This window comes from Granulicella sp. L60 (genome assembly GCF_009765825.1).
In the GTDB taxonomy this organism is placed as follows: domain Bacteria; phylum Acidobacteriota; class Terriglobia; order Terriglobales; family Acidobacteriaceae; genus Edaphobacter.
Map to the genome: position 1 here is coordinate 71,147 of NZ_LMUR01000015.1, position 14,225 is coordinate 85,371.

Consider the following 14,225-nt stretch of genomic DNA (forward strand, 5'->3'; position numbering starts at 1 on the left):
CAAGATGGTTGGACATTGATATGCATCTGCCACTTTTAATGGATGCGCTTTATCCGGTCTGCGCCGTCAGCTCAGGTCCCATTCTCCGAAAGATCGCGCCATACAAGATTGCGACTCCGCACAGTGGGGATAGGGCACCGAGGAAACATATGGCATTGAAGCTATGGTGGTTTACCCAGGAACCGATCAGAGGAGAGATGACTGTCTGCATGAGGCCGTAGCTGGCGGTTAGGAGAGAGAAGACAAAGCTGGCATGGGAGGTGCCAAAGAGATCCAGAGCCATTGCGTAGATGTTGACGCTGATACAGAGAGTGCAGAAGAAGCTCATGCCGATGGCTACGGTTGCCCAGGCTGCGCTTGGCAGTATGGGGATTGTCGCGGTAAGCAGGAGACCAAGGGCGGCCCAGAAACAAACGTTGAAGCGCGCGTTCTGCACGGGGGTTCCGTTGCGCGCGTTATGCATTGCGAACCAGCCACCTGAGATTCCGCCCAGCATAGCTAGGATAGGGGGGATCCATGCGAAGTGCAGGTTAGCTGCAGTTGCAGAGAGGCCACGCTCGCGCACGAGATACACCGTGGTCCAGTTGGTCCAAAGACTATAGAGAGGCATAAGAAGCAGACTGGCGATGATTAGAGCCCAGAGGCCAAGTTCGCGGAGGAGACGTCCAACTTTGATTGGAGTGCGTTCAGAGGGGAATATTTTAACTTTGTTGTGCCGTGTCGTTGACATCAATAGCCAGAGTGGAATCCAGAGCAGTCCTAGTATCCCCGCAACGAGGAAGGTGCTCTGCCAGCCATATCTCGCGGTGAGGCCGCCCGCCATTAGAGTCGCGCCTACGGCACCGATGGTGAGTGCTATCTGTGTAGCCGCAGTTCCCATACTTCTTTCCGGCGGGCTGAGATAGGTGACGTAGGCCTTCGCTACTGCTGGCAGTGACGCTGACTCGGCGCACCCGAGCAAGATCCGGCACAGCAGTAGAGCGTGAAAGCTGGATGCGAATGCAGTTGCGATTCCGCAGATTGACCACAGCGCCAAAGCGATTACAGCGACTCTGGTGAATCCGAATCTATCTACCAAGAGGCCGGAGAGAGGCGCGCAAAGTCCATAGGCGATAGAGAAGCCGGCGACGGTTATCCCATATTGACCGGTTGTGAGATGAAGTTGGGTTTGGAGGATCGGCCAGACTGCGGCGAGTAGGTTGCGGTCAAGTGCCGTGACGCTCAACGATAGAGCAAAGATCGCGACAATTAGAGTGGGGTGGCGACGAATCAAGAGACGGGAGTTCCCTTCGATGATGCGCGATGGATGAGCCATGCGTTACCGCAAGGGACATACCTAGTTTATGGCAGACAACGGTGTTACTCCGCTGACTCCGTAAAGATGGGCGCGGAGCTCGCAAGCGCCGGCATGATAAGTGTCCACTTCGTTATTCGTCTCTGGATTGTCGGCGATGGGGTGTGTCAAAGATAAAGAGATCACTTCCGTTTTGGGAAGTATATGCAGAGGGCTACCTTGCGGTAGCCCTCTTGTTTGCGGAGTTGAGTGACAACAAGCGAACTACGCCTTGCGCACGTCGAAGCGATCGAGGTTCATCACCTTGTTCCATGCACTTACGAAGCCCTTCACAAACGTCTCCTTCGAGTCGGTTGATGCGTAGACTTCTGCGATAGCTCGGAGCTGAGAGTTGGAACCAAAGATCAGGTCCACACGAGTGGCGGTCCACTTGATCTCACCTGTCCCACGATCCAACCCTTCAAACAAGCCTTCCGAAGTAGAAGATGGCTTCCAGTCGGTCGCCATGTCGAGCAGGTTGACGAAGAAGTCATTCGTCAGCGTCTCGGGCTGCGTAGTGAAGACACCGTTCTTCGAGCCATGGAAGTTGGCACCGAGGACGCGCAGACCACCAACGAGCACGGCCATCTCAGGAGCGGTCAGAGTCAGCAACTGCGCACGATCGACCAGCAGCGCTTCCGCTCGTTCGGTGTGCCCGAGACGGAGGTAGTTGCGGAAGCCATCTGCCGTCTGCTCCAGAGGGGCGAAGGACTCAACGTCAGTCTGTTCCTGCGAAGCGTCCGAGCGGCCAGGCGCAAAGGGGACGGTGACGTCGTATCCGGCCTTCTTCGCTGCCGCTTCGACTGCGGCGCAACCGCCGAGGACGATCAGGTCAGCTAAGGAGACCTTCTTACCAAAGTCCTTCTGGATGCCCTCGATGGTACTGAGAACCTTCTCGAGCACGAGGGGGTTGTTCACTTCCCAGTTCTTCTGCGGCTCGAGACGGATGCGTGCGCCGTTGGCTCCGCCGCGCTTGTCAGAGCCGCGGAAGGAAGACGCCGCAGCCCAGGCCGTCGAGACGAGATGAGAGATAGACAGGCCGGAGGCGAGGATCTTCGTCTTCAACGCTGCGATGTCCGCTTCGCCGATGAGTTCGTGGTCGACAGTGGGGACGGGGTCCTGCCAGATCAATCGCTCGTTGGGAACCAGCGGACCGAGGTAGCGGACGATGGGGCCCATATCGCGGTGCGTGAGCTTGAACCATGCGCGGGCGAAGGCGTCGGCGAACTGGGCAGGATTTGCCTGAAAGCGTTTGCCGATCTTTTCGTACTCGGGATCGAACTTAAGTGCGAGGTCCGAGGTGAACATCATGGGCAGATGCTTCTTGTCCTTGACGTGTGCGTCGGGAACGTTGGCTTCCTCGTTCACGGCGTACCACTGCCACCCACCGCCGGGACCTTTCTTCAACGCCCAATCGAAGTTGTAGAGGTTGTCGAGGTATTCGCTGTCCCACTTGATCGGGTTTGATGTCCAGGCGCCTTCGAGGCCGGAAGAGATGGTGTCTTCGGAGTGGCCTTTGCCTTTGGAGTTCTTCCAGCCGAGGCCTTGCTGTTCGACGGGCGCGCCTTCGGGTTCAGGACCGACGTTGGGACCGGGGTCGTATGCGCCGTGCCCCTTGCCGAAGGTGTGGCCGCCGGCGATGAGCGCAAAGGTCTCCTCGTCGTTCATGGCCATGCGGCCGAAGGTCTCGCGGATGTCACGGGCGGACCCGACTGGGTCGGGCTTGCCATCGGGGCCTTCCGGGTTCACGTAGATGAGACCCATCTGCACGGCGGCGAGAGGGTTGTCTAGGTTGCGCTCTCCCTGGTAACGGTCGCTGCCGAGCCACGTGTGCTCCGAGCCCCAGAAGATATCTTCCTGCGGAACCCAGACATCAGCGCGACCGCCACCGAAGCCGAAGGTCTTGAAGCCCATCGATTCGAGCGCGACGTTGCCGGTAAGGATCATGAGATCAGCCCATGAGATCTTCTTGCCGTACTTCTGCTTGATGGGCCATAGCAAGCGGCGGGCCTTGTCGAGGCTAACGTTGTCCGGCCAGCTGTTGAGCGGTGCAAAACGCTGTGTGCCCATGCCTGCGCCGCCACGGCCATCATGGGTGCGGTAGGTGCCGGCGCTGTGCCATGCCATGCGGATGAAGAATGGGCCATAGTGGCCGTAGTCCGCAGGCCACCAGCTCTGCGAGTCGCTCATCAAGGCGTGGAGGTCCTTGATGACGGCGTCGAGATCGAGTGTTTTGAACTCGGCCGCGTAGTCGAAGTCCTGACCCATTGGATCTGCCAGCTTGGTGTTCTGGTGCAGGATGGCGAGGTCGAGGCGGTCGGGCCACCAATGCTCGTTGCGCGTGATCTTGCGTGAGTTGAGCGTGACAGCACCATGCATGGGTGAGGCCGTCTCGGTCGCGGTGGGGGAGGGGGTGTTTCCGCCGCCGTGCGGCACTGGACATTTCATTTCGTTCGACATTTTTGCTCCTTCGTTCTCATTGCCGGGGAAACCTATCCCACGATTGGGCCACGTGGCCAACGGTTAGCGAGTTGTGACTGTCACCTACGGACGGCTGGCGCCGGTCGTTAAATGTTTGCTTTTAGCCTTCGCGGATGTTGCAACTTGTTCAGCATGGTTAGTGAGTGGATGGTTTAGCTACGTTTTGTTTTCTGGCACGCGGCACAGATTCCGATGACGTCGATAGCGTATCGCTCCACCTGAAAGCCTCCTGGCAACCGTTGCAATGCCGGAAGTACACCAAGATCCTTTTCTTCGATGTCGGTGATGGCCTTGCAATGCGAGCAGACCATGTGATGATGGAGGTGGCTGTTCAGCTCGACTCGGAGAGAACCGTGGTGCATGCTGACTTCTTTTAGCACGCCTCTCTCGACGAAGAGATGAATGTTTTTGTAAACCGTCGCGAGGGAGATTGCGGGTATACGCTTCTTGACTCGCGCGTAGACCTCTTCCGGACTGGGGTGGCCAGGCATCGTCTGCATAACCTCGTAGAGAACTTGGCGCTGGTGGGTCGCGGTGAGGCCGTGGTCCGCACAGAGTTCACGGAAGGAACGGGTCTCGACACTGGAAGAGAGATACATCAAGAGCTAGTAAACGATAATTATTATCGTTCGTCAAGGGATAGAGGTTTTAAGGGGAGAAAGATCGGGCAGCAAATGTGACTTATGAAGGAATTAGCCTGAACACTCGTGTCATAGACGCCTTAATCCATCATATGGGAGCTTTGTACCTTTCGAAGCCGGAAGTCACTGACTTAAATCAAGGACGTTGTCCCAGCATCTGTTGGATGTTGTTCTGCGCAAGGAATAGGCCAAGTTGAGTCTCCAAAAGGGAGGCCTTGGTGTCGTAAACGGCGGCGTCGGCTTTTGCGGTGTTCGATGCGAGATCTGCGTTTTGTGCTACACGAAGAGCGCTAACTCGAGCTGCTTCGATTCGTGCTTTGAGGGCCTCGTTCACAACCGCAATAAGTTGCTTTAACTGTTCGGTCTTGTCATAGGCAGCCGAGATCTCGATGGCTACATTGGCTTCGGTCTGCTGCAATTGGGTCTCTGCCATCTGAAGTTCGATTTTGGCTTGTTTGAGCTTCGCCTCTCGAGCGCCGCCGTCGAAGAGGTCGTAGGTGAACACGCCGCCGAATGTGCCGAAGTTGTGTACGAGAAATGGAATTCCGCTCTGATAGCTATATCGTGCCATTCCGCTGATGTCCGGAATATATGCGTCGCGCGCAGCGGCCACTCCAGCTTTCGCCTTCTCTACTGTTTGCATGGCCGCGAGTACTTTGGGGTTGGTCGCTGTTACGGCTGCAATCGCTTCGGATCGAGACGGGAGCACTGGTACCGCTCCCAGAGAATCGCCGTCGAGAATCAGGCGAGTACCGAGCGGTAGTCCGAGGACATCGTCGAACTGGAGCGTCGCATCGTCGATCGCGAGTTGCTGCGTGAGCACGGACTGTTGCTGGTCGAGATATGCGGCGTGGGCCTGTAAGGCGGCGACATCCAAAGATTTGCCTTCTGCTACTGCCCGCGCATCTTCGGATTCGCTGACTGACGCAGCTGACGCAGCCCGCTTCGTGGCTTCCAAATGTGCCTGCGCCGTGAGGATATTGAAGTACATCTGGTGGACCAGCAGGGAGATCGAATTTTCCGCGTCGGCTTCATCGATCTGCGCGCTTCGGACATCTGCTGCCGCGAACCTGTCGCCTGCACGTATTTTAAACATCTGGGTGAGGGGTTGGGTCAGCCCTGTACCGCTTGTGTATGTGTTCAGCGATCCCTGGCCGAGCCGAAGGGAGTTGCCGGGGATGAGTCCGGTTGCAGTGGGGTTTCCGAAGGCACCAGCGGGAATGTCGATGCCCTCAAGTTCAGTGACGTGCAGTACCGTTGACTCGTTTTTGATATGGGGATAATAGTTCGACCGAGCGATGGTTCGCTTTGCTTCGTTGTCTTCCACGGAGAGATGGGCAAGTTTGAGGCGGCGATTGTTTTGCATAGCCAACTCGACCGCTCTGGAGAGGGTAAGCAATCTGGTGGGGCGTGCGTTGTCCGTCGATACTGGGCTTTCTGCCTGTGCGACCGCATGACGAACGGTGAAGAAAGAGGCGACCAGTAGAGCGAGGATCAGGCATCCGCGTGACGGACCGCCGGAGATTCTGTGCTCCACTTTTAACTGTTCGTATGCTTTCCTCATTGCACTATGTCCTCTGAGCCTTTAGGGCAGCCATCATTTGTTTGTATTGAGTCTTTGCCGGTTCCATGGAGGCGATCACAATCAGGCAGGCGATGGACGCGCAGCCGAGCAGGAGAAAACAGTCCGTGACCGCCAGGGTGAACGCCTGCTTTCGCACGGTCAAGGCAAGCAGGGTCGATGCGCGGCCCATTGCAACATCCGAAGTGGCGGCCTGGGCCTGCATGCCAGCCGTGAGAGCAGCGATGCGTTCGTTTGTAGCGAGCGAACCCGATTGGATGTTGAGTCCTAATACATTCGAGTGATACGCCTCGCGGGTTTGAAGGAAGTGCCCCATGAAGGCCGCTCCAATTTCTCCCCCAAAGAGGCGAATCGTCTGGAAGAAACCAGAGAACGTCAGCAGATCGATGCCCCGGCTCATGGCTCCCGAGTTCAGAATGTCCAGGACGAGCGAGCCAACTAATCCGTTGAACGCAATGCCTTCTCCTAACGCAAGGACCAGTTGGCTGGCCATGAAGTTCGTTCCTGACCAATCGGAGGAGAGGTTGGCATTCATCAGACATCCCAGACCCATCAGACCGAAACCGAACCCGAGGATGATGCGACTGTCGATTCGACCCAACAGATAAACCGCGAGCAGACCGGCGAGAATCTGCGGAATGGCCAGCCACAACAAAACCGGACCGACCTCGGCGTTGCTATAGCCCTGAACGCTTGTCAGATAACTTGGGACGACCACTACAGCGGAGAGCAGAAGAAATCGAAAGAAGATAAGAACGAATGCCAGCAGTATGGGAGTGCGGCGTCGGAGAAAGGGAAAGTTGATGAGTGGGTTGGGCTGCGCGAAGTGCCGAACTGCTGAACAAATGACGAGAAAGGAACCACTGACGACCAGTGCGACAAAGGTGCCGGAGCGCCACCAGTCCAGCCGCTGTCCCTGATCGAGGGCGCCATAGAGCATTGCCGCTCCAGCACTGGCATATAGAAACCCGCGCCAGGACGGTCTCGGTTGACCAGGCTTCGGCTGCGGCAGGGGTTGAGGCGGGATGCCGAGGTAGACGAAGAGCATCATCAGCGGAGCCAGTAATGCGTCTGTCCAGAAGATCCAGCGCCATGAAAGTGCGTGGAGGAGCCAACCCTCATAGGAATGGGCGACATGCGTTGTGACAACGATGTCCACCGCATATACGGAGATTCCATAGAGCGCGTAGCGTTGCGGTATGTTGCGAAGGATAAAAGACAGGCTGAGTGGATAGAACGTGCCTGCCGTCAAGCCGCCCAATACCAAGAGACTGATGAGAATGGAGAAGTGAGTGGCGAAGGGCATGACGAGACAAAATATCGAAAAGCTTCCCGCACAGGCCAGCAGCACCCGACGAGGACCGAGCAGACCGCCAAGATAGACAGAGAATGGTCCGACGAACATCATTCCCATGTTGTAAGAGGTTCCTACCCAGGAGGCCTCATCGAAATCAAGATGCAGTGCGCCGCGCAGGTCTGCGATGCCAACGCTGAGCAACCGGCCCAGAAAGGTTGCGAGTGCAGCGCCAAGCAATACTCCCACGATTCCGAATGCAGGATGATAGGTTCTTTTGTGTGCGTTCTCTTGTGGCGCCTCTGGCATGGTTGGGATTTACCTCGCAGCGGGGTTGCCTGATGGACGTATCGCAACCTCCGCGGAGAAGCCCGGACGTAATGCCGCGATTTCAGAGGCTTGGTCGAGAACGATCTTGACCGGAATGCGCTGCACTACTTTGGTGTAGTTGCCCGTTGCATTGTCAGGCGGAAGCAGAGCAAACTGCGAACCGCTTGCCGGTGCTATATCCAGAACATGGCCGTGGAAAGATGAGGATGGGAGAGCATCAATACGCACATCGGCGCTGTCGCCTTGACGCACGCGCCCGAGTTGAGTCTCCCTGTAGTTCGCCTGAATCCAGATTCCGCTTTGTACCAGATTGACCACTTGAACACCGGCTCCAACAAGCTGCCCCGGGTGAACGCGAAACTCTCCGACGGAACCGTCGGCGGGAGCGAAGATTTTGGTGTAGCCGAGGTTGACCTGGGCTACGACAATGGCGGCTTTTTTTGCATCAATCTGAGCAAGCAGCCCTGCGTCCTTGGAGCTCAATACTGATCGTTGCTGTTTCGCACCAGCCAGCGCGGCCTGAGCGCCGGCTACAGAGGCCTGAGCCTTCGCAAGATCTGCCTGATGTGCCTGGAGACCGGCCACGACGCTCAGCTTTGCAGCTTCTGCCGTCTCAAACTGCTGTTTTGTGGCAGCCCTATTGCTCAACAGTGCCTGCTGGCGTGCGAATTCGGATTCGGACTGGGTAACAGTAGCCTGTGTCGCGTCGATCCCTGCGCGTGCCGCAGCTACTGCAGCCTGTGCCTGATCGATGCCTGACTCGGCGGCGGTTATGCTCGCATCTGCGGCTCGCTTTGCATCCTGATTTCCGGCGTATTCGGCTTTCGCACCTTCGAGTGAAGCCTCCGCCTCTTTGAGCATCGCCTGATAGTCCGCATCATCGAGTTCCACCAGTAGTTGGCCTGCCTTAACGGACTGGTAATCACCTACTGTAACCCGTCGCACCGTACCGCTGACGCGTGTGCTCAGAGGCGTTTGATCTGCCCGCACATAGGCATCATCGGTCTTCTGGACTCCCGCTCCGGACTCGTTACTGGTCCAATGGTCTCGAATGATGAAAAAAAGTCCCACAGCGATACCGAGGACAACGATTGGGACAATGACCGCACGTTTCGTCATGACTCAGAAGATCTCCATCGGGTGGTATCCATGGCCAGACCCCATACCCAGAATTTTCATTGTAGGGACAGCATACAGGTCTATTGGAAGCTGTCCACTTGCTGTGTGCCAGGACTGGCAGAGGTTGAGTAAAATCGCCAAATAGCCAAGTGCCTCTCGCGCGACACTTACGCTGGTATTTTCGATGTGATCCAGGATTTCTTTAGTCGGTTCCCTACATGCTGATATCTGAGAGCAGGCAACTGCGAAGACTAGCCGCTAGAGTCGAGTTAGCGCTCCGCTCGGGAATGTGTCACCGACGATTAGGTCAGCAAGTTGTCTAGTGCCAATCCGGGAAGGGACTACTCCAGCGTTCAATTTCTGGTGAAATTTCGAATAGCTCTGCCGACATATCTGATAAGCCTCTGCGGACAGTCCGCGGACCGCAATCCGAAAGGTAATGAAATGAATCTGTCTGCAGTGCTCGCGCAAGATGCCTCTCAAAACTCACTCTTCAACGAACTTGCTTCGATCAACAACAACGCGGCTTCGACCACTGCGGCCAACTCTACCACCCAGACCTCGTCAACTCAGAGTCTCACAGCTGCATCTTCGAGCTCGGACGACTCGTCGTCCACCGATCCGCTCGCAAACGATCTGGCGACGCTTCTCAAGTCTTTAGGTTCGGGCGATGTGAATGCTGCCAAAACCGCTCTGACCAAATTGGAGGCTGATCTCAAGACCGACGCGCCTTCGACCACGTCTCAACCGTCAAACTCTTCAACGAATAGTACCTCCGATGCTCAGGCCTCCAATCCACTATCCAAGCTGCTCCAGCAATTGGGCGCCGCTCTGAAATCTGGAGACACTAATGGCGCTCTACAAGATCTGAGCAGCTTCCTCTTGAGTACCGGTCAGGGGTCTGGCTCTGCGGTTAACGTATCTGCGTGAGGAATCGATAGCCATATGATTGTCCTGGGCTCTCTCATGAAAAGGGTGCGCCAGCTAAGACGCATCCTTATTGAGAGAATCGTCGTCCCCCCAGCGGCATGTGAATCGGACATTCGGGGTCGAACACAGGCCGACTTATCACAACGCGCTCTGCAACTTCAGAAAGCACAGAGAAAGATAGATAGAGCTTAGAGCTTGATGCGCATCCTCAATGCAGTCGCTCCGACGCATCCATGATTCAACGCAGAAAACACGTTGACTTTCCGTTGGCAACTTCGTACAGTCAAACCCTCACTACATCGCAGTTAATCCACCTCAACGAGCATCTATGGGGTTAGACCATGAAGCAGATGAAGTTTTTGGTGGGGCGTTCCCCATCGGCAGAAGCCACTACCGGTACAAATCTGCACAAAGCATTTCTTCTCGTTATCCTCTGCTTCATCGGGCTAGTGAGTTCTTCACCGTTGTATGGTCAGGCCGCTGGAAGTTTCTCCGGGAATGTCCTCGACAAATCCGGATCGAGTGTCCCTGGGGCTGACGTCACCGTGGTCTCTCAGACTACCGGCCTCACACGTGCAAGTAAGACGGATAGTGCGGGACACTATCTGATCCCCCTGCTCCCCGTTGGAACCTATACCGTACGCGTCGACGCGGGCGGCTTCCAAAGCGCTGCCTCAAAAGACTTGGTGCTCGAGGTGCAGGAAGCTCGTGAACTCGATTTTTCGCTCTTCCCCGCTACGGTAAGCACCACTGTGGTCGTCAGCGGCGACGCCCTCGCTGTCGAGACCGGCAATTCCTCTCTTGGCCAGGTCATTACCTCGCAGCAGGTATCGCAGCTACCCTTGAATGGCCGCGATTTCGTTCAACTCGCCACGCTGACCGCCGGCGCTACGGCAGAGACGAACCCCAACAGCTTCTTCACCTCCGGCGCTGATAGTGAAGTGGCAGCACGTGGTTCTTTCTCTCTATCGGTGGGCGGCTCGCGCCCCAACAGCGCGGACTGGCTACTAGATGGCGTCGACAATAACGAACTCACCTCAGGTGGTATCGGCATCTTCTCCTCGATCGACGACATCCAGGAGTTCAAGGTTCTGACCTACACCTACTCAGCCGAGTACGGCACCCGAGCGGGCCCAACCGTGCTGGTCACCACAAAGTCCGGCACCAACGGCTTTCACGGGTCACTCTTTGAATTTGTGCGCAATACTGACCTCAACGCCATTAACTACTTTTCAACCACTTCCACTAAGTTCAATCTGAATCAATTCGGCGGCGCAATCGGTGGCCCCATTCACAAGGACAAGACTTTTTTCTTCGTCGATGCCGAACAGAAATATCAACGCCAGGGCATAACCTTTACGGGCTTGGTGCCTTCGCTGGCTATGCGCTCAGGCGATTTCTCCGCCGACCCTTTTGGCAATCCGATCTCTGGACTCGCAATTATCAATCCAAATACACTTGGTCCGTTCCAGTGTAGTAGCGCGGGGAATCCCACACCTGCAAACGCCGATGGAAGCCAGACACACGGCACCCCCTGTAACAAAATTCCATCTAATCTGTTCAACAACATTGGACAGGCCATGATCAACCTGTACCCGGCGCCGAACGCCAACAACCCCGGTGGAAACTACAACTATGTCAACTCACCTGTGCGCAGCCTAAACGAAACCAAGTTCGATGCGCGTCTGGACCAGACCTTTTCCAGCAAAGACAACGCCTTCGCTCGTTTCAGCTACGATCAGGCGACCTCGTATGTGCCGGGCGGCGGTCCGGGATTTGCTGAAGCCAGCGCCTTCGGCAGCAATCAGCGGATCGCCAACCATGCTCGGAACATCGCCCTCAGCGAAACCCATGTGTTCTCGTCCACGATGCTTAACCAAGCCAGTTTTGGTTATAACCGCATCTTCGACTACATCTTGTCCCAAGGCACGGGTACCTGCGCCTCGGCAACAATTGTGCCAGGCGGAATTCCCGGAGCAAACCTTGGATGCGGTGGCGGCGCGACGCCCACCTGCGCTGCTGGCGCCTATAGCTGCGGGCTGGTCTCAACGGAGATAACAAACGGAGGTTACTGGGCCCTTGGCGATCGCGGCTACTCTCCGTTCCAGGGTGGGACGAACATCTTCTCTTTCAAAGATTCGTTCGACCTCATCCTTCACAAACATGACTTGAGAATGGGTCTCGACTTCCGCGCCAACCAGATGAACGTAGGCTCTGAGGCCTTCGCGGACGGTTTCTGGCTTATCGGCAATGGTGGTAACTTTACCGCGGGTGCTGGCGCCCTTGGCAATCCGGAGGCCGATCTGCTGCTTGGTCTGACGGGTGGAGGCATTCACGATCAGACCTACGATGGCGCCGTCACAGGACGCCGCTGGAAGATTTATCGCCCGTTCGTCGCGGACGATTGGAGAGTCGTACCCTCACTCACACTTAATCTCAGCCTTGCCTGGGATATGACCACTCCGATCTCGGAAGTGCATGGACGCATGGCCGACTACATTGCTTCCACTGGCCAACTGCTCATCGCCAATCAGAATGGCGTGAGCTCGTCGGCAGGCATCAACATGGATTGGACGGCGCTCGAACCCCGTGTCGGCGGCGCCTGGAAAGTCTTTGGCAGCGAGAAAACTGTACTACGCGCTGGCTACTCGCTCTACCACGACTCCGCTTGGAGCCAGGGTGCACAAGGCCTATGGCAGAACCCGCCCTTCCTGGGTGAATCCGACAGGTTCACTGGCGCCGGCTGCGCTTTTGCAACCTCCTTCTGCGCCTCTGCGGCAGGCGGAAGCAATGCGCCCACTGGATATAGTCTCTCCGACGGATTTCAACTCCTTCCGACGCCGCCCACCGTCGCTAACTATCAGGGTTCGTTCACCTACGAGCCCACGAATCTCAAACTCGGCCGTGTCCAGCAGTACAACGTGAACGTCGAACGCCAGTTGTTCGGCAACCTCGTGCTGACCGCAGGCTATGCCGGCTCCCAAGGGAGTCACATCCTGATGCTCGGCAACGACCTCAACACGTCGAGTCCGTCCGCGTGCGGCACGGTGCCCGGCTACACGCTCGGTTGCCTTCCCGGTGGAGCACCTTACATACCGCCCTACAAAACGGGCAATGCTATTTTGTTGATAGGCGATGTAGGCAAGACCAGTTATAACTCGCTTCAGATCAAGGCGGAGACCAAGTCACCGGCGCACGGTCTCTATGCCTTGGTCGCCTATACCTACTCCCGCACTTATGACAACGGGCTAAGCGACGGCCTAGGTTCTGTGTTGAGCGCACCCTTCTTTCCTCTTCCGAACTGGCAGAATCTGGATTGGTCCTTGTCTCAGATCAATCTCAATAACAGCTTTACAGGCAGTGTCATCTACGATCTGCCTTTCGGCCGCGGAAAGCAGTTCGGCAGCGATTGGAATCCCGTAACCAATAGTCTTCTTGGCGGTTTCCAAGTCACTCTCATCGAGAGGATTTTGTCTGGGTTCCCAGTACCCTTGATCGACAGCAATAATCAATCTGGCGTTTACTTCGATAATGGCGGTAATAGTAATAACTGGAACCGTCCAAACCAGGTCCCTGGCTGCAACGTCTACGCTGCGAGCCACGCCGCTCACCAATGGATCAACTCATCCTGCTTTGTGGCTGCGCCCGTTGGAGAGTTGGGCAACGCTGCACGTGTCCCGGTCGTTGGCCCGGACTTCGTCAACAGCGATTTCTCGGTCATCAAGCAGTTCGCTCTGCCGCGCAAAGACATGGGTCTGAACTTCCGCGCTGAGTTCTTCAACCTCTTCAATCATCCGCAATATGGCATGCCGGTGAGTGACATAAACGAGGCGGGTTTCGGAGCTGTGAACTCTACGGTCAATAACCCTCGCCTCGTGCAACTTGCGTTGAAGCTAACGTTCTAAGCAATAGGAATGTCAATGCAATTGCCAGAGAGGGTGCGATAGACGGTCGGGCTCCAACCCTGTTAATCGGGCTTTCGCGTTATTTTTGCGCAATTGCGAACGTAACGAACCGCCGATACACTCTCAATTCTTTGCGGAAGATAATCTCAACAACGCGCCTGCCCTCAAAGATCGCTCATTGTGTCATGCGCAAAGTGCCGATGCGTGCGACGGATATATATAACTGCTTACGCTTGTGGTAAGTCACCTTGGCCACCGAGAGCGTATATCATTACCCCATGAAGCCGTTTTTCCAAATCGTTGCTGTAACCGTACTCCTGTTGTTCCTTGGAGTGTCGGGGGCGGACTGTTTGGTTCCGAACGCGCGGATGACTGACACAGAGAGGGCGTGCTGCCAACAGATGGCAGGTCAGTGCAATATGAGCATGGCGGCCAAGCATCCGTGCTGCCAGAAGAACGTGCAACGTCATGATGACGTGAACACGAGCGATCTGTCGCACTTCACTCCTCCTCTGTTCTCTCAGGTAGCAATTCCCGGATCGGGTCTTTCTCTTGACGTGTCAGTTTTGCATGCTGCCCTCCCCGATCTACTGAGAAAGCTGCCGCATGA

At 56.1% G+C, this 14,225-nt stretch carries 8 protein-coding genes; 2 read left to right on the forward strand and 6 right to left on the reverse strand.

The features are described 5' to 3' along the window. Positions 1-49 precede the first annotated feature (49 nt). The 6 genes from GSQ82_RS07480 to GSQ82_RS07505 form a co-directional block, all read right to left on the reverse strand. The gene (locus tag GSQ82_RS07480) at positions 50-1,315 is read right to left on the reverse strand and encodes an MFS transporter (protein ID WP_158791677.1); all 1,266 of its coding nucleotides are present in this window, start codon (positions 1,313-1,315) and stop codon (positions 50-52) included. A gap of 243 nt (positions 1,316-1,558) precedes the next feature. Further along, a complete protein-coding gene (katG, locus tag GSQ82_RS07485; protein ID WP_158791678.1) occupies positions 1,559-3,793 on the reverse strand; it encodes a catalase/peroxidase HPI in 2,235 nt (744 codons plus the stop codon). A gap of 173 nt (positions 3,794-3,966) precedes the next feature. Then, a complete protein-coding gene (locus tag GSQ82_RS07490; protein ID WP_158791679.1) occupies positions 3,967-4,413 on the reverse strand; it encodes a Fur family transcriptional regulator in 447 nt (148 codons plus the stop codon). A 178-nt stretch (positions 4,414-4,591) separates the two neighbouring features. After that, positions 4,592-6,019, reverse strand: a complete 1,428-nt coding sequence (locus GSQ82_RS07495) for a TolC family protein (protein ID WP_158791680.1) — start codon at positions 6,017-6,019, stop codon at positions 4,592-4,594. A gap of 4 nt (positions 6,020-6,023) precedes the next feature. After that, positions 6,024-7,640, reverse strand: coding sequence for an MFS transporter (locus GSQ82_RS07500; RefSeq protein WP_158791681.1), 1,617 nt, complete (start codon positions 7,638-7,640; stop codon positions 6,024-6,026). A 9-nt stretch (positions 7,641-7,649) separates the two neighbouring features. Continuing rightward, on the reverse strand, positions 7,650-8,780 hold the full coding sequence (locus GSQ82_RS07505) for an HlyD family secretion protein (protein WP_158791682.1): 1,131 nt from the start codon (positions 8,778-8,780) through the stop codon (positions 7,650-7,652). A gap of 444 nt (positions 8,781-9,224) precedes the next feature. Between GSQ82_RS07505 and GSQ82_RS07510 the strand changes: the two genes are divergently transcribed. After that, a complete protein-coding gene (locus tag GSQ82_RS07510) occupies positions 9,225-9,710 on the forward strand; it encodes a hypothetical protein (RefSeq protein ID WP_158791683.1) in 486 nt (161 codons plus the stop codon). 341 nt (positions 9,711-10,051) lie between these two features. Continuing rightward, on the forward strand, positions 10,052-13,615 hold the full coding sequence (locus tag GSQ82_RS07515) for a carboxypeptidase-like regulatory domain-containing protein (protein ID WP_158791684.1): 3,564 nt from the start codon (positions 10,052-10,054) through the stop codon (positions 13,613-13,615). Positions 13,616-14,225 lie beyond the last annotated feature (610 nt).